An 18,066-nucleotide genomic window follows, 5' to 3' on the forward strand; every position below is an offset into this window, starting at 1 on the left:
CCGCCCGAGTCCCCGCGGCACGACGGCTATCCGCGGAACGGCTCCCAGCCCTCCTCCAACGGCGACCGCGGATCGTCCCGGTGCAAGGACCGGTGCAGGACGCCCGGGACGTCCGTATCGGTACCGACGCCCCGCCCGGCGTGCAACGCGTCCGCCACGGCGGTCAGGTACGCGGCGAACGACGGCCAGGTCCCCGGCGTGGGTGCGTCGGCCTCGGCGTAACTGCCGAGGCCGCCGTGGCCCGCACCGGGAGTGCAGTCGGCGAACAGCCCGTAGAACCCGTCCGGGTCCGAGGCGATGAAGGCCAAGTACCGCTGCTGCGGCTCTTCGTCACGCTCGTACCCGGCCGGTCCGTCGATCCAGCGCCAGTTTCTCCAGCGGCCCGCTCCCCCCGTCCGGCAGGATGCATCCGCTGGGATCCTGCTCGGGATCCCACGCGGCCTCGGGGATCGGCAACGGACCGTCCCAGGTCGGCCAGGCGAAGTCGATGCCGGGGCCAGTGCCGTTGTGGAGCCGGTAGAACGCCCGGACGTCGGCGGGGATCACGAAGTCGAGCTCCCGTTCCACAGCCCGGATGTCCTCCTCGGCGGCCGGCGGCGGCAGACGCCGGCGGCTCCGCGGCGCGTACTCCTCGAGCCACGCCTCGATCCTGTGCCAGGCAGAGAGGGTCTGCTCCACCCGTATCCGATCGTCGGTCATGCCCGGCACCCCAACGACTCGCTCAAGGCCACTGTCGGAGATCGGCCGGGGTCCTGGCCACCGGGCTTGGCCGAGCACCGGACCCCTTCTCCCGTCCCGCCCGGGCTCCACGGCCTGTCGCCCGACTGTCCGAATGCGCGTGCCATTACGCTTGGGCCTGCTCAGCAGGTGAGTTGACGACGGTGGGGACGGAGCGTGTGGTGACGGCGGGGGAGGCGAACGGCTCGGAGCTCGTAGGCAAGGTGCTCGGCGGGCGGTACCGGGTGACGGCGGTCATCGGACGCGGCGGCATGGGAGTGGTGGCCCGTGCAGTGGACGAACTCCTCAGCCGAGAGGTTGCCGTCAAGGTCATGCGGGCCTACACGGACGCCTCGGGGGTCGAACTGGCCGATCTGCGCACCCGGATGCAGCGGGAGGCGCAGGCCGCCGCCCGTATCCGGCACGGCGGTGTGGTCACCGTGCACGATGTGACCGAGGAGCAGGGTCTGCCGGTCATCGTGATGGAACTCGTCGACGGGCCCTCGCTCGACGACGTGCTGGCGAAGCGTGGCCCGCTCGAGCCGCGCGAGGCCGCGGCCATCGGAGCCAAGCTGATGGACGCGCTCGACGCAGCGCACCGAGCCGGGGTCCTGCACCGCGACGTCAAGCCGGCCAACGTGCTGCTGGAACACAACGGCCGGGTCGTGCTCACCGATTTCGGCATCGCCACCTTGGATGCCTCGGGCGATGAGGCCATGGCCAAGCTGACCCGCAGCGGCGACATCATCGGCTCCCTCGACTATCTCCCGCCGGAGCGCGCACAGGGTATGGAGCCCGGCCCGGCGTCGGACATCTGGTCGCTCGGCATGACGTTGTACGCCGCCGTGGAGGGAACGTCACCGTTCCGCCGCACGTCCGCGTGGTCCACTCTGTCGGCGATCGTCTCCGAGCCGCTCCCGGAGCCCCGTCGAGCCGGAGCGCTCACGCCCGTACTGCAGGCGCTCATGGCGAAGGAGCCGGCGAGCCGACCTTCCGCGGGCCAGGCGCGCGAGATGCTGGAAGCGGTGGCCCAGGGCAGGAGTGTGAACCAAGCCGCCCCCGTGGCCGCCCCCGTGGCCGCCCCGCCCGCGACGGCCACTGCTTCGGCCGTACCCCCCGTCCTCCCGGTACCTCCCCCCGGGTACGGCCCCGCTCCGGTGGCGTACCCGCAGCCGTCCTCGCAGCCGTCCTCGCAGCCGTCCCCGCAGCCGTCCCACGCCGGCTACGGGGCCCCCGGCCGGCCGGGCACTTTCGGGCAGACCGGAGCACCGACCGCCCCCCAGGCTCCCGGCGCCGGGAGATCGTCCCGCGGACGCGTCGTCATCGCTGCCGCGGCCGCCGTCGTACTCGCCGGGGGCGGCATCGCGTACGCCGTGGTGGGCAAGGACGGCGGCAAGAGCGGCCAACAGGCACATGCCGCGTCGCCCCAGACCACCCGCAGTCCCTCCGTACCCGCAGACGCCCGGCCTCAGGGGTCGGCGAAAACCGGAGGCAAGGCCGGCAAGTCGCCCACGCCCACGTCGACGCCGAGCGGCAAGGGCGGCGGCTCGGCCCCGCAGGCGTCGGCCTCTCCGCCGGCTGGTCCCAGCCCGGTGTCGACGAGTTGCACGGGATGGAGCCATCAGGAGCGGAACCCGGGTACCTACGGCTACATGTCCGGCAGCTACCACATCGTGACCGGGCCCTACCAGACATGTCCCTCCGTGGCGATGGCCAAGGCCGGCACGAAACTCCTGTACCACTGCTACGTCGTCAATGCGTACGGAAACAAATGGACCTTCGTCCGCGCCGCCGACTCGAGCGCTTCCGGCTGGATGTCCAGCGACAACCTCACCCGCCAGAACGGCCCGTCGACCCGCTGCTGAGATCCGGGCCGCACGACCGCTGGACCGGTGATGTGGTGGTCGTGACGGCGTGACGGCGTGGCGGAGGGCGGTGTCGCTCGGCGGGTGGTCGCGCCGGCGGGCGCTGATGTGGCCGTCAGGCCGGATGAGGATCGCTCCGTGGGAGCGCAGGCCGCAGAGTTCGGTGTGCTCCTCGGGAAGGGGCTCGATGCGGAGCGGCCATGGGCCGGTGGCCTGCTGCTCCCAAGGGGCGGGGTCCGGGGTCAACAGGGTGAACCACTCTCCGAAGGCGTCGAGCGTGGAACGGCCCCGTGTGAGCCAGCGGTGCGGCATGCGATGGCCTGGCCTCGTGGTGGGACGTAGTCCGTGCCGCCGTCGGACGGCTCGGGCGGTGCACCGTCGTCGCCGAGGACGGCGGCAGAGCGGTAGGTGACACCGAGCACGAGACCGGGTCAGGCTGCGCGGCCGTGGTCGGCCTCCCTGTGCATACCCGCGCACAGAGCCCAGACGATGAAGAGGTTGACGCCGACCAGGACCGTGGCCCAGAGGGGGTAGTACGGGATCCACAGGAAGTTGGCGATCGTGCCCAGCCCTGCCACGACCACGCCGAAGTAGCGCGCCCACAGGGCTCCGCTGAGCACGGCGCAGCCCGCGAAGACGATGAGGATGCCCACGATGAGGTGGACCCAGCCCCAGCCCGTCAGGTTGAACTCGAAGACGTAGTGGCGCGTGGCGAGGAACAGGTCGTCCTTGGCGATGGCCGCGATTCCCTCGAGGACCGCCATCGCGCCACCGAAGATCATCAGTGCTGCTGCGACGACGGTGGTTCCGGAGGTGGGCGCATGCCACGGGTCCGGACTGACGTGGGCCGCCCCGGGTCGGGTGGAGTCACTGGCCATGTCGGCCTCCTTGCTTGGCGGCGCCAATCCGGTCAGCCGAGCACGCCGGACCGGCGCGATTCCCCGTCTCAGCGTGGCACGGTGGCACTCCGTCGGCATTCCGAAGCCGTGACGCCGCTGAGACCACCGGAAATGCGCATGCCGCAAGGGCCCTCAGAGGGCGTCGGGCCTTCGATGGGAGTAAAGAATACTTGACATCATGTCGTGACTGCTTGACACTCCGAATGTCTGGTTTTCTTGACATCGGGAGCGGCAGTGGCGGTCGAGGAGAAACGTGCCTGGAGCATGCTGGTGGTCGCGGTCGGGTCGTACGCGGTGTACCTGTGGGTCGTGTTGGGGCGCCCCGCAGGAGTCGCGCTGACCCGGGCGCCGTACGCGGGAGCCCTGCTGTGGACGGTCGGACTGTCGATCGCCGCGTCCATCGCCGCGCACATCGCGATCGCCGCCTTCTCGCCGAAGGAGGCGAACGTCAAGGACCAGCGTGACCGCGAGATCCACCGCTTCGGTGAGTACGTGGGGCAGTCGTTCGTCGTGATCGGCGGCGTGGCCGGCCTGCTTCTGGCGATGGCCGAGGCCGCTCCGTTCTGGATCGCCAACGCCATCTACCTGGCCTTCGTCCTGTCCTCGGTGCTCGGCTCGGTGGTCAAGGTCATCTCGTACCGGTTCGGCTTCCACCCGTGGTGAAGGCGACGCGGGTCACCAACACCATCCGGGCCCAGCGTTTCGCCCACGACGAGATGACCCAGGCCGAGCTCGCCCGCCGCATCGGCGTGAGCCGCCAGACGGTCATCGCCATCGAGCAGGGCCGCTACTCGCCCTCGCTCGAGATGGCCTTCCAGATCGCCCGGGTGTTCGGGGTTCCCCTCGACAGCGTCTTCCAGTACACGGTCCCCACCAACGGCGCGCCTGACACAGGCACAAGCGGCACTACCGGCAACGAGGGAGACATCCGATGAGAGCCATCGTCCAGGACGTGTACGGACCGCCCGACGTCCTGCGTCTCGAAGAGATCGAACAGCCCGTGCCCGAACCGGGCGAAGTGCTCCTGCGGGTACAGGCGGCCGGACTCGACCAGGGCGTCTGGCACCTCATGACGGGCACGCCCTACGCGATCCGCGCAGCGGGCTTCGGCCTGCGGGCACCCGGCCAACGGGTCCGGGGTCTGGACGTCGCAGGCCGCGTCGAGGCCGTCGGAGCGGGCGTCGGCCGCTTCCGGCCGGGTGACGAGGTGTACGGCACCTGCACCGGCTCCTTCGCGGAGTACGCCTGCGCCAAGGAGGACGAGCTGGCTCCGCGGCCGGCCCGGCTGACACCCGAAGAGGCGGCGGTCGTCACGACCTCGGCGTGCACGGCCCTCCAGGCCCTGCGCACCGGCCGGCTGGAGACCGGCCAGCGGGTCCTGGTGATCGGGGCCTCGGGCGGGGTCGGGACGTACGCCGTACAACTGGCCAAGGCGCTCGGCGCCGCACACGTCACCGGGGTGTGCAGCGCCCCCAAGACGGACCTGGTCCGCTCCCTCGGCGCCGACGCGGTCATGGACTACACCCGTGAGGACCCCACCGACGGGGCCCGCCGCTACGACCTCGTCCTCGACATCGCCGGCAACCGTCCCCTCCGCCGGCTGCGCCGGGCCCTGACCCCTCGCGGGACCCTGGTCATCGTCGGCGGCGAGACCGACGGCCGCTGGATCGGCGGCCACGACCGGCAGCTGCGGGCCCTGCTGCTGTCGCCTTTCACCCGTCACCGCCTGCGTGGACTCGCCGCCACCCCTCGCCCCGAGGACCTGCGCATCCTCGGGGAGTTCATCCAGTCCGGCGCGCTCAACCCGGTGGTGGACCGTACGTACCCGCTGGCCGAAGTCCCGGACGCGATACGCCGCCTGCGGGAGGGGAGCGTACGGGGCAAGATCGCGATCCGCGTCTGGCGCCGATGACGCGTACTCCGGTGCCTTCCCGCTCAGCCCCGAGGGCGCCGCCAACTCCATCGGCCGGCAGTACTTCGGTCCGGTCGTGCTCGTCACCAACGCCCGCTGCTACTCCGCCACCGACATCTTCTCCGCCGGTTTCCAGGACCACGGGATCGGCGGCTGGTGCACCCCGAGAGCTCGCACCGTCTGGCGGCGGGCATCCCGGGCGCCGAGCCGATCGAACTGCCCGGCGCGGCCCACGTCCTGAACGAGACCGACCGCGTGGCGTGGCTTCGGCACGTCCGCGCGTTCCTCGGCACGCCGGCGCGGAGCTGGGCGGCATCCGCCGAGCCGCGTCGTGCGTACGTCCGACCCCCGATGGGTGAGGGGCCTCGTCCAGACGACAACGGTGGCGGAGGCCGTGGCGACGGCTGCCGGCCGCCTGTCATCCGGCCATGGCCCTGACACGTCCGGGGCGGTCCGAGGCAGCCGGGCCCGGTCTCGGTCGTGGGCTCGGCGACACTCAGGAGCGCCGGCGGGCCTCGCGTCGTCTCACGGGCTGTCCTCCGAGAGGGGCCCGTAGTGGTATGTGAGCTCCTGCCAGGTCAGCGCGCCGCCGGGCTGTTCCTCCTGTTCGGGGCGGTTGAACCGCGCCATCCGCCACGCGCCGCGGTTCGGGCCGTCACTGAGGCGTGTCCACGCGTCGAGGTCGGCATCGAGAACCCGCGTGGGACCGTCGTCGCCGGGATCGGCGTTGTCCACGGGGGACCAGTGGCGCAGGTCGGGGCGCTGTGCCACCCGTTCTTCGTAGGCGGCGGCCCGGGCCATGAAGTCGCGGCCGCCGGCCGGGGCACGCTTGACGTGCTCCAGGTCGTAGGCGCTGGCGAGGCTGGTGAGCGTGTGGCGCATGTGACCAGCGTAGAAGCTCGCGCCCCGGTCCGGGAGCCGGTTCGGCGACCTGCTGTATTTCGGCCGTCGTGCAGCCGAGGTCTTCGAGCGGGACACCGCCGGCCATCAGGCGGGGCTGCCGTCCTCCGTCCGGGACGCGGACGGGTTCGGGTGCGGGTGCGCGGCCAGGACCGAGGCCGCCAGGTGGTCGCGGAACCAGCGGTGCCCCGGGTCGGTGGCGTTGCGGGGGTGCCAGGCCATTCCCAGGTCGAGGGGTGCCAGGTCGAGGGGGAGGGGGAAAGTGCGCAGCCCCAGCGCGGTGGTGGTGTCGGGGAGCCAGTCGGCCAGGGTGAGCGCGACGAGGTCGGTGTCCCGGGCGAGCATCATCGCGCTCGTGTGGCTGGGTACGACGACTGAGGTACGGCGTCGCAGCCCGAGTTCCGCGAGGGCGGTGTCGATGGGTCCGAGGCGCTTGCCGAGCCGGGAGATGCCGATGTGGTCGGCCGCGGCGAAGCGGCGGGCGTCGATCCGCCCGTCGAACAGGGGATGGCCGGTGCGGGCGATGCCGACGAGCGCCACCCGGGTGAGCGGCTTGGTTCGGATTTCCGGGTCCAGGTGTCCGAGGACGCCCAGTTCCACGTCCACCCAGCCCTGCCGCAGTCCGGGGCCGCCCTCCATCGCCTCCGGCAGGAAGACCACGTCCACATGCGGGGCTTCGGATCGGATCCGCTCGGTCAGGGTCCCGGCCAGCCCCGCCAGGAGCAGGTCGGCGGCCTGCACGGTGAAGGTGCGCTGGAGGTGCACGGCGTCGAAGCCGGCGCCGGGCCGCAGGACGCTGTCGCAGCTGCGCAGCAGCCGGCCCACTTCCTCCCGTAGCTCCAAGGCTCGCGGGGTCGGGACCATCTGCTGGCCCGCGCGGACCAGCAGGGGGTCGCCGACGGCTCGGCGGAGCCGGGCCAGGGTACGGCTGGCCGCCGCGGGTGACGTGCCGAGTCGCTCCGCCGCCCGGGTCACGCTGTTCTCTTGGAGCAGGGCGTCCAGAGCTCGTAGGAGATTGAGATCCATCATGCTCCTGACCTGCATTTTTACGTGTGAGTCAACTATATCGTGCCAATCTTTGCATGGTGGAGGAACGCTCTCTTGCCGAGAGTGGAGACGTACGCGAAGTCGCGTGACATCCCATTCGTCTTGCTTGAGGAGCCCCCTGTGCAGCAGTCCCCCCGCGCCGGCCGAGAAGGCGATGTTCTGGCCGTGGTCAGTCAGAGCGGGCCGACGGTCTCGTTCTTCGACGCCGCCACCGACCGGCACATCGGCACGACGGACATCCTCGCCGAGCCGCACGAGTTGTGCTTCGACCCGACGCAGCGACTGCTGTGGTGCACCACGACGTACCGCTCGGGCTACTACCACGAGAACGGCGGCCGGCGCACGGAGCTGACCGTCATCGACCCCGACACCCGCCGCATCGTCGAGGTCGTCGACCTCGCCCCGGAACACGGGCCGCACGGACTGGCGCTGGATTCGGCGCGCCGCCGGCTCTACGTCAGCGTGGAGGGCTCGGCGGACCGGCCCGGCGGTGTCGTGGTGATCGACACGGAGACCCGCCGGCCCCTGGGCAGGATCGACACCGACGCGCCCGGCCCGCACTGGTTCGCCATCGATCCGGCGGGACGGACGGGCTACGCCACCAACAAGGAGGCGCCGTTCGTGTCGGTCGTCGACCTCGAACGGGGAACCCTGACCGCTAAGGTCGAGGTGCCGGGCAGCGAGGGGCTCGCCGTCTCCGCCGACGGCGCGCACGCCTTCGTCGCCGCGCCGTACGGTTCCTTCTCCGCCACCGCCCGGGAGCGTGAGGAGCGGCCGGCCGCCGGAATCCGGGTCATCGATGCCCGGACGGCATCCGTCGTCGACACCCTGCCCACGCAGAACGTCGTCCTGCCGGTGCACCTGACATCGACGGGAAAGCTGCTCGTCGGCGAAGTACGTATGGAGCCCGACCCGGTGTCCCGCCTCGGACGCCACGCGCCGGGCCGCCTCACGGTGTTCTGCGCCGACACCCGCAAGCAGCTGGGCGCGCTCGAGGTGGGGCTCTGCCCGCTGACCATCGCCTCGTCGCCCGACGGCCGGATCGCCTACGTGGCCTGTGTCGCCTCGTCCACCGTCGAGATCGTCGACCTGGACACGCTGCGGGGTCTGGCCCGGCTGGACATCGCCAGGCTCGGCGAGCCCGGCGCCCACGGCCTGGCCTACATCCCGCGCCCGGCCTGACCCGGACGGCAGCCGCCTTGAGCCACGTCCGGCTCCGTGGGTGACTTCCCCCCCCGGCCAAGTCGGTTGACGCCGGCCGGTCCGTCGGCTCTGCTGCTGTTCACCGCATGTCGGGACGCGGGCACCGGGCGAGGGGGAGCGGGAAGTGAACGTGGACCAGAGTGAGGTGAGCCGGACGACGGGGGTCGTGCCGTCCCGGGTGAAGCGGGTGAGCGGCCCGTGATGGGCGGGTACGCCGGCGACTGGACGGCCGTCCTGTACGGGATGGCGCTGCTCTGGCTCGTGTACGGGTTGTTCGTGATGGCGGCCTTCGGTGTGTGGAGCGGGCGTGCCGCAGCCGGCCGTTCCCGTACGTGGGCGTACGCCCTGTCGGTCGCGGTGCCGGCCGTGGTGCTCGGAATCCCCGGGTACGCGCGGTTCCGCCCTGGGGGCGGTAATCCGACGAGCGGTGACGTGCTCTTCTTCTTCGGAGTCGAGGTCGGCCTGATCACCGTACTGCCCTGGCTGCTGGGCTGGGGCGGGACCCGGCTCGTCGCCGTCGCCGTACGCCGCAGGCGCCGCAAGAACGGGCAGGACCCCGGCGTGCGACGCGGTGCGGCCGGCTGAGGCGGAGCCTTCCGCGCCGCGCGGGCCGCCGGCCGCCATCGGCAGCCGTCAGCCGTGGCGCGGCATGCGGACGCCGGAGGGGCTGTGGGCCTCTCCGGCGTCCGCTATGTGTGTGGTTTCCCGGGAGGTGTTCCCGGGGGGTGTGGGGTCGTCGGTTGTCACTTGCCGAGCTTTGCCTTGAGTTCTTCCTTGAGCTGCTTCTTGATCTCGTTCTTCTTGACGGTGCCGCCGGTGCCGGTGCCGTCGCCGCCGACGGCGGTGGCGTCGCCGGTGTTGATGGCGTCGGCGCTGGCGTTGCCGCCGGTGGCGTTGCCGGTGGTGATCACGCACTTGCCCTTGCAGCTGCCGACGCCGGTGCTGGCGGCGCCTCCGGTGGCGGTTCCGCCGACCGTGGTGTTCTCCGCGTTGGCGTCGCCGCCGGTGCCGATTCCGTCGGAGCTGTCCTGGGGGAGGAGGGTGACGGCGTGCTGCGGGGCGGTGGTGGGTGCGGCCATGGCGGTCGCGGGGAGGGCGATGCCGCCACCGACCAGCGCCAGGGAAGCTCCGGCCAGAACGATACGACGGGACGGGAAACGCTCGAACATGGGAATTCTCCATTCGGCATGAATATGTTGTGTGAGCCGCCCCGCAGAGTAGGTCGGAGGAATTCTTTGACCTGGTGTTCTCCGGGAGGTTCCCGGGGAGGGCGTACTTCAAATAAACCCTGCGGGGGAACGTGCGTCACGCCACTCGAATACGTGGCTTGACGCCGAGAATGAACCTTGGTAAAAGGCCGGACGGCGCGGAGCGGCACGCACGCGGCTACGCATCCGAAGCCGGCAGGGGAATCGATCGCGGCGGAGGGTCTGCGCACTCGTGGGCCGCCCGCGGGATCGATCCGGCTGCACCGTGTACTGCCGGATCCCGCCGTGGTCCGCGGAACGCACCCGGAGCGGCACCCTCGCCAAAGTGTCGGAGGTGTTCCGGACGGCCGAGGCACGCCGCGAGGCGTCGGGGCCGCTCGCCGACACGCCGGGCTGCCGCCGGGGACCGTCTCGGCGGGGCGACGGCCCTCGGGAGAGGCCCAGCCGCGCGGTTCGTGCCGTCAGCCCTCGGGGAGCTGTGACGGTACGGGCTCCAGCCCGTCGAGGGTGAGGTCGAGAAGGCGCTCGGCCTGGTCGCGTTGCTCGGGCTCGGCCGAGGTGAGGGCGATACCGGCGAGGATGGCGAACATGTCGGTCGGGCGGATGTCGGAGCGCAGCGCGCCGGCGGCGGTACCGGCTTCCATGAGGGTGGTGATCGCGGTCTGGATCATCTCGCGGCTGTGGCCGTACGGGTCGCTCCCCGAGGCGACGACGGCCCGCAGGGCGTCGGCCATGCCGAGTTTGGCGGTGGCGTAGTCGATGAAGCGGCCCATCCACGCGCGCAGGGCCTCGCGCGGCGGCAGCGTCGCCAGCAGGCCGGGGACCGCATCACACAGCCGCGCCACTTCGTTGCGGTAGGCCGCCTCGATCAGGGTCTCCCGGGTCGGGAAATTGCGGTACAGGGTTCCGGTTCCCACCCCCGCCTCTTTGGCGATGCGCTCGAAGTGGGCATCCAGTCCCTCTTCCGTGAACACGCGCACCGCGGCAGCCAGGATCTTGTCCCGGTTGCGCTGCGCGTCGGCCCTCAGTGGGCGTCCCGTTTCCCGTGCCATCGACAGCCTGCCTCCTCGTCCCCGTTTGCCAAGTGGAGGCGCGTCCACTTACGGTTCGGGGTAACCGGCGGCGCCTCCATTTCCACTCTAGGGCAGACGCCGCCCTCACCCCGCCTCCGGAAGGACCAGTCGTGCAGGGAATCGAAGGCAAGGTCATCGCCATCACGGGCGCCAGCAGCGGGATCGGCGAGGCGACCGCGCTGCTGCTCGCCGAGCGCGGCGCGAAAGTGGTGCTCGGGGCGCGCCGGCCGGAACGCCTCCAGGCGCTCGCTGCCCGCATCGAGAAGGCCGGCGGCCAAGCCGCCTACGCGCGCACGGACGTCAAGCGGCGCGAGGACCTGACCGGTCTGGTCAGACTGGCACGCGACCGCTACGGCAAGCTCGACGTCCTGGTCAGCAACGCCGGGATCGGCCTGATCTCCCCGCTGGACGACCTGCGCGTCGAGGACTGGGAGGAGATGATCGACGTCAACCTCAAGGGCGTCCTGTACGGGATCGCCGCGGCGCTGCCCGTCTTCCGGGAGCAGGGGTTCGGACACTTCGTCAACACCGTCTCCACGGCGGGACTGCGCATCGTGCCGCTCCAGGCGGTGTACGCCGGCACCAAGAACGCCGTACGGACCATCTCCGAGGGGCTGCGTCAGGAGGCCGGGGACAGGGTGCGCGTCACGGTCGTCTCGCCGGGGGTCACGCGCACGGAATTCGCGGACTCCATGGCGCCGGAGATGCGGGCCCAGGTCCTCGACCGGATGGGCGAGATGGCGATCCCGCCGGAGGCCATCGCCCGCGCCATCGCCTTCGCCATCGATCAGCCGGCCAGCATCGACGTAGGCGACATCGTGGTCCGCCCCACGGCCCAGGACTAATGGGTGACCTGAGTCAGGGAGTTGCTGGTGGTGAGGTGTGGGTCGCCCTGAACCGAGGCCCCGCCGTTGCCGGCGACGGGTGCCCAACGGGCCGTGACGGAAGGCGAGGGCTGGGCCCGGCCGTCTCCGGGGCGTCCTGACCGTGCCGCGACGGCGGATCCCATGGGCTGGTGCAGCTCGGCGCCGGTCCTCCCGGTCGGCGGCCGGTGGCTCTCTCCGCCACCCGGGCGGCGGGCGGCGGCGCCCGGGGTGACATGCGCGCCGTATCGTGCCGTGCCACCCTGTTCCCATGCCCGGGGGCATGGGAAAGACAGCCGCGACGAACGGAGCGCGCTGTGGGAATTGCGATCCGCGTCACGGCGCTGCGGCGCCGAACGGCAGCCGCCTTCGCCGCCCTGCTGCTGGTGGTACTCGCCTCGGGTACGGGTGCCAGAGCCGCCCCGTCACCCTCACCCTCACCCTCACCCTCACCGTCGCCGTGGCCGTTCGGCGTGGGAGATCCGGGCCGGCTCGACCCGCGCATCACGGAGATCATGCGGAAGCCGGAGTACCGCCACGCCCAGTGGGGGCTCCTGCAGACCGAACCGGCCGGCGGGCGGGTGCTGCACAGTCTGTTCCCCGGGCAGTTCTTCATCCCCGGGTCCACCGCGAAACTCTTCGCGGTCTCCGGCACGTGGCGGACCCTCGGCACGGACCACCGCTTCGTGACCCCCGTCTACGCGGTCGGGGAGCGGAACGGGGCCACACTGACCGGCGACCTCGATCTCGTCGCCCAGGGCGACCTCACTCTGGGCGGCCGGACGCGTCCCGACGGCACGGTCGCCTACACCGACCTCGACCACACCTACGCCAACGACTTCCCCGGCGCGACGCTCACCCCGGAGAACCCGCTCGCCGGGATCGACCAGCTCGCCCGGCAGGTCCGCGACTCCGGCATCAGCCGCATCGACGGGGACGTGATCGTCGACAGCCGGCTCTTCGCCCCCGACCCGGTCCTCCTCCCGACCCCGACACCCTTGATCGTCAACGACAACCTCATCGACCTGCTGACCACGCCCGGTGACCGGCCGGGCGCAACAGCTCGGCTGGACTGGCGGCCGAAGGTCGCGCCGTACGAGGTCACGTCCACGGTGAAGACCGTCGCCGCCGGCAAGCCGACGGCCGTCACGGTGACGGCCACCGACGGCGGCACCCGGATCCGGCTCTCCGGCACGATCGCGGCGGACTCCGAGCCGCTGCTGCGCACGTCCCCCATCACGGACCCGGCCGCGTTCGGCCGGACCGCGCTGATCGAGGCGCTCGCCCGGGCCGGGGTGGAGGTCACCGCCGCCGCCACGGGTGCCAACCCGGTCGACCGGCTGCCCGTCGACTACGACGGTCGCCCGCGGGTGGCGGCGTACACCTCACCGCCGTACGACCAGTACGCCAAGCTGATCCTCAAGGTCAGCCACAACCTGGGCGCCAACCTCGGCATCTGCCTGATGGCCGTCACCACCGGCAGCCACCAGTGCGCCGACGGCTTCCCGGTGCTCGCCGGATTCCTGGACCGGGCGGGCGTCGACCGCCGGCAGGCCGAACTCATGGACGGCCGGGGCGGCAACCCCGCCGACCGGGCCACGCCCCAGGCCCTGGTGCAGATGCTGGCGTACTGGCAACGCACCCCGGACGCACGGCGCTTCCGGGAGGCCCTGCCGGTCCTCGGAGTCGACGGTCTGCTGGCCGAAAACTGCCGGAGCTGTCCGGCGCGGGGGAAGGTGTTCGCGAAGACCGGCGCGGCCGTCGGAGGGGACGCCCTCAACGACCGGCTCGCCGTAGGCGCCATCACCATCGCCGGCTACCTCGACAAGAGCGGCGGCCGCTTCGACACCTTCTACGCGGGCGTCAACGGCGCGTCCACACCGACCACGGACCCCGCCGGTGTCCTGGCCATCGCCAACGACCTCGCCCTGATCGCCGCCTACCTCCAGGAGTCGCCTTGACCCGGCTGAGCGTGGTAGCCGGCCCCTAGCCGGACAGATCATCATGCTCGACGACGAGCAGAGCATCGGCGCCGAACCGCTCGCCGACGCCGATGCTGTCCCGCGCAGCTGTCGGCCGCCGCCATCGCGGTGTACGGCAAGGATGATCGGGTGCACCAGCAGGCGCAGTTTTCGCTGTCCTCGGACTTCAGCGCCTTCACGCCGTCAAGGAAGCTCCGCCCCCCGAATGGCCCGGTTGGCCGCCCGCGTGCACCCTGGAGATGTGAAGACCGAGGCGTCCGCCACGGCTCGCGGTGCTGTCGCCGGATTCCTCGAGAATCCCGTCGTCGGCATGGCGCCGTGGATCATCTTCTCGCTGCTGGTCGGTCCCGGCAGGTTCGAGATCGCGGTCATTCTCGCCCTCGTGGCGACGATCGTACTGGTCGCGGCCGGGCGGATCATCAACAAGGGCAGTACCTGGAAGCTGCTGGAAGTCGCCGACCTGGTCTTCTTCACCGTCCTGGCCGTCATCGGCGCCCTCGCGAGCGACGGCACCCGCCGTTGGCTGGAGACGTACGCCGGTGAGGTCTCCAATATCGCCCTCTTCCTGATCGCCTTCGGGTCCATGGCGTTCCGCATGCCCTTCACCCTGCAATACGCGCGGGAGCGGGTCGATCCCGCGTACTGGCACACGCCCACGTTCCTGCGGACCAACTACCTCATCACCGGGGTGTGGGGGCTGGCGTTCCTGGTCGCCGCCGTCGCGGGTGCGTACGGCGACCTCGTGCTGCACAATCCGAACAACATCTGGACCGGATGGATCATCCAGATCCTGGCCATCGTGGCGGCCGTGCGTTTCACCGCCTGGTATCCGGACGTCGCACGTGCCCGGGCCTTGCGCGAGGCGGGCCGTCCTGGGCCGGAGCCGCCACACCTGGCCGGGATGTTCCTGCCCCTGGCCGGCCTGCTGGTTCCCGTCGGGATCGCCGTCCTGATCTTCGACGACAACGTGTGGTGGCTGGGCGTGGCTCTGATCGTGGGTGGAAGCGTGCTCACGAAGGCCCTGACGGCACGTAATTGACCTCGACTGTGAAATCTCCCGTCACCCCGCTGAACAGGTGCGTGGTGGTGGCTCCTGCCGGCCGTGTGCCGCGGCGCCGGCCAGGCGCTGCTGGGCTTCCCACGCAGACCCACGTGACCACGCCATGGCCGCCGGGCTCCTGACCTGCACGCCCACGCAACTCCTGCCGCCGAGGGGGCCGTCTGCGGCTGAGCCCGGGAGTTGGTCAGTCTTCGGGGAGGATGTGGCCGTCTTCGTGGAGGGTGGGGTGGATGTGGGTGGGGTCTTGGGTGTTGGTGTCGGACGGGCGTGGGCCTTCGGGTCCGTCGGGGTTCCAGCGCAGCAGGCGGCGGGTGCGGGCGATCTGGTACACGCTGTGCTGGAATTTCAGCCGGTTGACGCGTCCGGCCCGGAGTGCGTCGGCGGCTTCGGCGTATGCGGCCAGCTCGGGCGCCGATGGGCCGTTCGCGGTGATGGTGCGGGCGTCGGTGTGGAGGTCGGCGTCGTCGGGGATGTGGCCGCGCATGCGCGGCCACATCCAGGTCAGGGCGAAGTCGAGTGACTTGCGGGCCGCGTGTGCGCTGGGGTGCGGGCCGCTGAGCGGCTTCCAGCTGCTCGCGGACTGCTCCACGACCGTGAACGTCGGCGGCAGGAGCAGTACCTCCGGGTGGCTGTCCAGCGCCTGCCGGGCGTCGGCGCGCACGTCGTCGGGGAACCGGCTTCCGGTGTAGCACAGGCCGCGCAGCGCCAGCCGCTCAAGGGCCTGGGACGGGGTGAGGGGCGCGTCCGGGTCCAGGACCAGGCCGTCGTCGACCTCCGGCCCCTTCGCGCCGCGGGACCAGTCGGGCACCGGAGGCTCCGGATCGGTCGGGCGCGGCTCCTCGATGCCACCCGGCCCCGCGGCTGCGTACTCCTCGGCGCGCACGACCCGGTACCGGGTCCCCGCCACGGTGAGCTCGTCGACCCGCTCGCTCTCCAGCCGGGCGACCGCCGCCAGCAGCGTCCGCCGCTCCGCCCTGTCGTGCGCGTCGTCCTTCGCCCGGAACCACAACCGCGAGTTCAGGCTGTCGCGTGCCTGCTGCGGGCAGCCGGCCGTCACCGCGATCACCACCCGCCACCGCGGCCCGTCCCCGGCACTCTGCGCCGCCACCCCGAACAAGGGGCCGCGTACGACCACGTCGCCCGCCCGCGCCGCGGCGTCGACCGCGTCGGCTTCCACCGCGGCTTCCACCGGTTCCACGGGCACCCGCACCACCACCGGCCGCGACCCGCCCGGCTCCACATCCCCACGCTCCATGCGCCCATCCTGCCGACCACCACTCGGCACCGCCGCCGATTCACCGAATCCCCACCCTTCAGGGGGTGCCGCACAGACAGCCTGGCCCGGACGACCCGGCCTGGGCCGAGCACGTCGACGACGGCATCCCGCGCCGTCGGGCGCCGTTGAGCTGCCCCCTGTGCGTCATGTGCGAAGGCCGGGGCTCGTGCCGCATGTGCGAGGTGGAGGTCGGCCCCGCGGGATCCACCGCGCCCACGGGATCGTGGTCAGTGCAGGTCGGAGGAGCGTGCGTGGCTGTCGTCGAGGAAGCCTCCCGACTGGTGCTGCCACAGCTTCGCGTAGGTGCCGTCGGAGGCGAGCAGCTCCTGGTGCGTGCCCTGTTCGACGATGCGTCCGTGGTCGAGGACGACGAGCCGGTCCATGTGGGCCACCGTGCTCAGCCGGTGCGCCACCACGAGGGCGGTCCGCCCCTCCATGAGGCGCCACAGCGCCTCTTGGACGAGGATCTCGCTCTCGGAGTCCAGGGCGCTGGTCGCCTCGTCGAGTAGCAGGATCGGAGCGTCGCGCAGGATGGCCCGGGCGAGCGCGACCCGTTGGCGCTGTCCGCCGGAGAGCTTGACGCCGCGCTCGCCGACCATGGTGTCGAGGCCGTCCGCAAGCGCGTCGGCGAACTCCGTGACGTGCGCCGCCTCGGCCGCGCGGCGGATCTCGGCGTCCGTGGCGTCGGGCCGGGCGAACGCGATGTTCTCCCGCAGGGTGCGGTGGAACATCGCCGGGTCCTGAGGCACGTAGGCCATCAGGCCGCGCAGGTCGCGCTGGCGCAGCCTGCTGATGTCCTGCCCCCCGATCAGGATCCGGCCCGCGCTGATGTCCGTCATCCGCAGCAGCAGCCGGGTGAGCGTGGTCTTGCCGCCGCCGGACCGGCCCACGAGCCCGATTTTCGCCCCGCTCGGCACGGCCAGGTCCAGTCCCCGGAAGAGCGGCTCCGCGCCCGCGTGGGCGAAGGTCACCTTCTCGAATCGCACGTCGGCGGCCAGGGCCGGCGCAGGCTCCGGCGACTGCGGGTCGAGCACGCTCGGCGGCGTCATGAGCAGCTCCGTGAACTGCGCCGCCTCCGTCATCGAGCTCTCCAGGCGACGGTAGATCTGGTTGAACTCGAACATGATCCGCGTGGCGTTGGAGTAGTACGTGAAGGCGACCACGACCGCCTCCACACCGTGCCCGTTCCCGGCGACGGTGACCGCGAGCAGCAGGCCCAGCGCGTTGGTCACCACGGACATCGGCGCGACGACGGTGTCGATGCGCAGGTTGCCGTAGTCCCACGACCGCAGCATGAGCCCCCGCGAGCGCGCCACCCGGGACCGGTGCTCGGCGGCCTCGCGCTCTTCCGCGGCGAAAGCGCGGACCGTGTCCATGTTCATCAGGCTGTCGGAGACGTGCCCCGACACCCGGGCGATCGCCTCCTCCCGCTGGTCGACGAGCGCCTGACGGCGCCGGACGAGGGGCAGCACGCACACCCCCGTCGCCACGATCATGAACAGGAGCGCCACGACGAGCAGCGGTTCGTAGCGCCAGAGCACCACCGACCCGAACAGCAGCGGTACGAACCGGCCCACGACCGAGAAGGTCAGCGTGTCGACGAAATCCTCGAAGCGGGAGGCGAAGCTCAGGACCCGCTTCGTCAGGGACCCGGCGAAGTTGTCGTGGAAGAACGCGGCGTCCTTCGCGAACAGCTCGTCCATGCCGATCACGTACAGGCGCTCGATACCGTGGGCGTCGAGGCGGTTCAGGCAGTGCAGACCGACGCGCCACGTCGTCTCGGCGAGCAGCAGGACACCGGCGAATCCGAGGACGTACGGGAGCGCCGAGCCGAGGGTGAGGGGAGTGGCGGCTTCGGCGATGCGGCCGACGAGCTTCGCGACGACCAGCGGGGCGATGTAGTTGATGCAGATGTTGCCCAGGGCCGGCAGCAGCATGGCGGGCACCGTCAGCCACCGCATCCGCGTCAACTCCCGCCCGTAGTAACGAAGTGCGAGGACCACCGGGCCCTTGCCGAACGGTACCCCTCGTGATGCAGACGATTCCATCGCAACCCTGTGA

The 18,066-nt window shown here is 71.4% G+C and carries 19 protein-coding genes and 1 pseudogene; 9 read left to right on the plus strand and 11 right to left on the minus strand.

Going from position 1 to position 18,066, the window contains the following annotated elements; genetic code table 11:
- Nucleotides 1-26 precede the first annotated feature (26 nt).
- Together AB0I68_RS33340 and AB0I68_RS33345 are read right to left on the minus strand one after the other, a co-directional pair.
- Nucleotides 27-308 carry a hypothetical protein gene (locus AB0I68_RS33340; protein WP_363181122.1) on the minus strand — a complete coding sequence of 94 codons (282 nt, stop codon included), beginning with the start codon at nucleotides 306-308 and terminating at the stop codon, nucleotides 27-29.
- Between the two features lie 22 nt (nucleotides 309-330).
- A complete protein-coding gene (locus tag AB0I68_RS33345; RefSeq protein WP_363181123.1) occupies nucleotides 331-699 on the minus strand; it encodes an SMI1/KNR4 family protein in 369 nt (122 codons plus the stop codon).
- Between the two features lie 182 nt (nucleotides 700-881).
- On the opposite strand from AB0I68_RS33345, the gene AB0I68_RS33350 reads away from it, so the two are divergent.
- A complete protein-coding gene (locus AB0I68_RS33350) occupies nucleotides 882-2,582 on the plus strand; it encodes a serine/threonine-protein kinase (RefSeq protein ID WP_363181124.1) in 1,701 nt (566 codons plus the stop codon).
- Nucleotides 2,583-2,693: 111 nt separating this feature from the next.
- Here AB0I68_RS33350 and AB0I68_RS33355 read toward each other — a convergent pair.
- Nucleotides 2,694-2,894: pseudogene (locus AB0I68_RS33355) on the minus strand (2-polyprenyl-6-methoxyphenol hydroxylase); the annotation flags it as partial.
- 119 nt (nucleotides 2,895-3,013) lie between these two features.
- Nucleotides 3,014-3,364: a hypothetical protein gene (locus AB0I68_RS33360; protein ID WP_363181169.1), complete on the minus strand. Its 351-nt coding sequence runs from the start codon at nucleotides 3,362-3,364 to the stop codon at nucleotides 3,014-3,016.
- Nucleotides 3,365-3,715: 351 nt separating this feature from the next.
- Here AB0I68_RS33360 and AB0I68_RS33365 point away from each other — a divergent pair, with 351 nt between their 5' ends.
- Genes AB0I68_RS33365 through AB0I68_RS33375 form a run of 3 tightly spaced genes read left to right on the plus strand, consistent with a single transcriptional unit; the run spans nucleotide 3,716 to nucleotide 5,393 of the window.
- The gene (locus tag AB0I68_RS33365; RefSeq protein ID WP_363181125.1) at nucleotides 3,716-4,144 is read left to right on the plus strand and encodes a hypothetical protein; all 429 of its coding nucleotides are present in this window, start codon (nucleotides 3,716-3,718) and stop codon (nucleotides 4,142-4,144) included.
- Nucleotides 4,145-4,197: 53 nt separating this feature from the next.
- Nucleotides 4,198-4,416, plus strand: coding sequence for a helix-turn-helix transcriptional regulator (locus tag AB0I68_RS33370; RefSeq protein WP_363181170.1), 219 nt, complete (start codon nucleotides 4,198-4,200; stop codon nucleotides 4,414-4,416).
- On the plus strand, nucleotides 4,413-5,393 hold the full coding sequence (locus tag AB0I68_RS33375; RefSeq protein ID WP_363181126.1) for an NAD(P)-dependent alcohol dehydrogenase: 981 nt from the start codon (nucleotides 4,413-4,415) through the stop codon (nucleotides 5,391-5,393). Before AB0I68_RS33370 ends, AB0I68_RS33375 begins: the two co-directional genes overlap by 4 nt.
- Nucleotides 5,394-5,492: 99 nt before the next feature.
- Here AB0I68_RS33375 and AB0I68_RS33380 read toward each other — a convergent pair whose 3' ends face one another.
- The 3 genes from AB0I68_RS33380 to AB0I68_RS33390 form a co-directional block, all read right to left on the minus strand.
- Nucleotides 5,493-5,666 carry a hypothetical protein gene (locus AB0I68_RS33380; protein WP_363181127.1) on the minus strand — a complete coding sequence of 58 codons (174 nt, stop codon included), beginning with the start codon at nucleotides 5,664-5,666 and terminating at the stop codon, nucleotides 5,493-5,495.
- Between the two features lie 252 nt (nucleotides 5,667-5,918).
- Nucleotides 5,919-6,275 (minus strand): hypothetical protein, encoded by a 357-nt coding sequence (locus tag AB0I68_RS33385; protein WP_363181128.1) that lies wholly within the window; start codon nucleotides 6,273-6,275, stop codon nucleotides 5,919-5,921.
- 105 nt (nucleotides 6,276-6,380) lie between these two features.
- Nucleotides 6,381-7,319: a LysR family transcriptional regulator gene (locus tag AB0I68_RS33390; protein ID WP_363181171.1), complete on the minus strand. Its 939-nt coding sequence runs from the start codon at nucleotides 7,317-7,319 to the stop codon at nucleotides 6,381-6,383.
- 141 nt (nucleotides 7,320-7,460) lie between these two features.
- Here AB0I68_RS33390 and AB0I68_RS33395 point away from each other — a divergent pair, with 141 nt between their 5' ends.
- Nucleotides 7,461-8,522, plus strand: coding sequence for a YncE family protein (locus AB0I68_RS33395; protein WP_363181129.1), 1,062 nt, complete (start codon nucleotides 7,461-7,463; stop codon nucleotides 8,520-8,522).
- Between the two features lie 222 nt (nucleotides 8,523-8,744).
- On the plus strand, nucleotides 8,745-9,128 hold the full coding sequence (locus tag AB0I68_RS33400) for a hypothetical protein (protein ID WP_363181130.1): 384 nt from the start codon (nucleotides 8,745-8,747) through the stop codon (nucleotides 9,126-9,128).
- A 158-nt stretch (nucleotides 9,129-9,286) separates the two neighbouring features.
- Here AB0I68_RS33400 and AB0I68_RS33405 read toward each other — a convergent pair whose 3' ends face one another.
- Nucleotides 9,287-9,712 carry a hypothetical protein gene (locus tag AB0I68_RS33405; protein WP_363181131.1) on the minus strand — a complete coding sequence of 142 codons (426 nt, stop codon included), beginning with the start codon at nucleotides 9,710-9,712 and terminating at the stop codon, nucleotides 9,287-9,289.
- A 500-nt stretch (nucleotides 9,713-10,212) separates the two neighbouring features.
- Nucleotides 10,213-10,803, minus strand: coding sequence for a helix-turn-helix domain-containing protein (locus AB0I68_RS33410; protein ID WP_363181133.1), 591 nt, complete (start codon nucleotides 10,801-10,803; stop codon nucleotides 10,213-10,215).
- 131 nt (nucleotides 10,804-10,934) lie between these two features.
- Between AB0I68_RS33410 and AB0I68_RS33415 the strand changes: the two genes are divergently transcribed.
- From AB0I68_RS33415 to AB0I68_RS33425, 3 genes are all read left to right on the plus strand, one after another.
- Nucleotides 10,935-11,669 (plus strand): SDR family oxidoreductase, encoded by a 735-nt coding sequence (locus tag AB0I68_RS33415; RefSeq protein WP_363181134.1) that lies wholly within the window; start codon nucleotides 10,935-10,937, stop codon nucleotides 11,667-11,669.
- Between the two features lie 335 nt (nucleotides 11,670-12,004).
- Nucleotides 12,005-13,648 carry a D-alanyl-D-alanine carboxypeptidase/D-alanyl-D-alanine-endopeptidase gene (gene dacB / locus AB0I68_RS33420; protein WP_363181135.1) on the plus strand — a complete coding sequence of 548 codons (1,644 nt, stop codon included), beginning with the start codon at nucleotides 12,005-12,007 and terminating at the stop codon, nucleotides 13,646-13,648.
- A 262-nt stretch (nucleotides 13,649-13,910) separates the two neighbouring features.
- Nucleotides 13,911-14,708 (plus strand): hypothetical protein, encoded by a 798-nt coding sequence (locus tag AB0I68_RS33425; RefSeq protein WP_363181136.1) that lies wholly within the window; start codon nucleotides 13,911-13,913, stop codon nucleotides 14,706-14,708.
- Between the two features lie 205 nt (nucleotides 14,709-14,913).
- Here AB0I68_RS33425 and AB0I68_RS33430 read toward each other — a convergent pair whose 3' ends face one another.
- Together AB0I68_RS33430 and AB0I68_RS33435 are read right to left on the minus strand one after the other, a co-directional pair.
- Nucleotides 14,914-15,984: a DUF5954 family protein gene (locus AB0I68_RS33430; RefSeq protein ID WP_363181137.1), complete on the minus strand. Its 1,071-nt coding sequence runs from the start codon at nucleotides 15,982-15,984 to the stop codon at nucleotides 14,914-14,916.
- A 248-nt stretch (nucleotides 15,985-16,232) separates the two neighbouring features.
- The gene (locus AB0I68_RS33435; protein ID WP_363181138.1) at nucleotides 16,233-18,053 is read right to left on the minus strand and encodes an ABC transporter ATP-binding protein; all 1,821 of its coding nucleotides are present in this window, start codon (nucleotides 18,051-18,053) and stop codon (nucleotides 16,233-16,235) included.
- Between the last annotated feature and the right edge of the window lie 13 nt (nucleotides 18,054-18,066).

Source organism: Streptomyces sp. NPDC050448 (genome assembly GCF_040655295.1).
GTDB lineage: Bacteria > Actinomycetota > Actinomycetes > Streptomycetales > Streptomycetaceae > Streptomyces.

What these genes read in the sequence shown, in the direction of transcription:
- AB0I68_RS33345 (WP_363181123.1), bottom strand. Translation starts at nt 699, where the DNA reads ATGACCGACGATCGGATACGGGTGGAGCAGACCCTCTCTGCCTGGCAC.
- AB0I68_RS33360 (WP_363181169.1), bottom strand. Translation starts at nt 3,364, where the DNA reads ATGATCTTCGGTGGCGCGATGGCGGTCCTCGAGGGAATCGCGGCCATC.
- AB0I68_RS33370 (WP_363181170.1), top strand. Translation starts at nt 4,198, where the DNA reads ATGACCCAGGCCGAGCTCGCCCGCCGCATCGGCGTGAGCCGCCAGACG.
- AB0I68_RS33375 (WP_363181126.1), top strand. Translation starts at nt 4,413, where the DNA reads ATGAGAGCCATCGTCCAGGACGTGTACGGACCGCCCGACGTCCTGCGT.
- AB0I68_RS33385 (WP_363181128.1), bottom strand. Translation starts at nt 6,275, where the DNA reads ATGCGCCACACGCTCACCAGCCTCGCCAGCGCCTACGACCTGGAGCAC.
- AB0I68_RS33390 (WP_363181171.1), bottom strand. Translation starts at nt 7,319, where the DNA reads ATGGATCTCAATCTCCTACGAGCTCTGGACGCCCTGCTCCAAGAGAAC.
- AB0I68_RS33400 (WP_363181130.1), top strand. Translation starts at nt 8,745, where the DNA reads ATGGGCGGGTACGCCGGCGACTGGACGGCCGTCCTGTACGGGATGGCG.
- AB0I68_RS33405 (WP_363181131.1), bottom strand. Translation starts at nt 9,712, where the DNA reads ATGTTCGAGCGTTTCCCGTCCCGTCGTATCGTTCTGGCCGGAGCTTCC.
- AB0I68_RS33410 (WP_363181133.1), bottom strand. Translation starts at nt 10,803, where the DNA reads ATGGCACGGGAAACGGGACGCCCACTGAGGGCCGACGCGCAGCGCAAC.
- AB0I68_RS33430 (WP_363181137.1), bottom strand. Translation starts at nt 15,984, where the DNA reads ATGGAGCGTGGGGATGTGGAGCCGGGCGGGTCGCGGCCGGTGGTGGTG.
- AB0I68_RS33435 (WP_363181138.1), bottom strand. Translation starts at nt 18,053, where the DNA reads ATGGAATCGTCTGCATCACGAGGGGTACCGTTCGGCAAGGGCCCGGTG.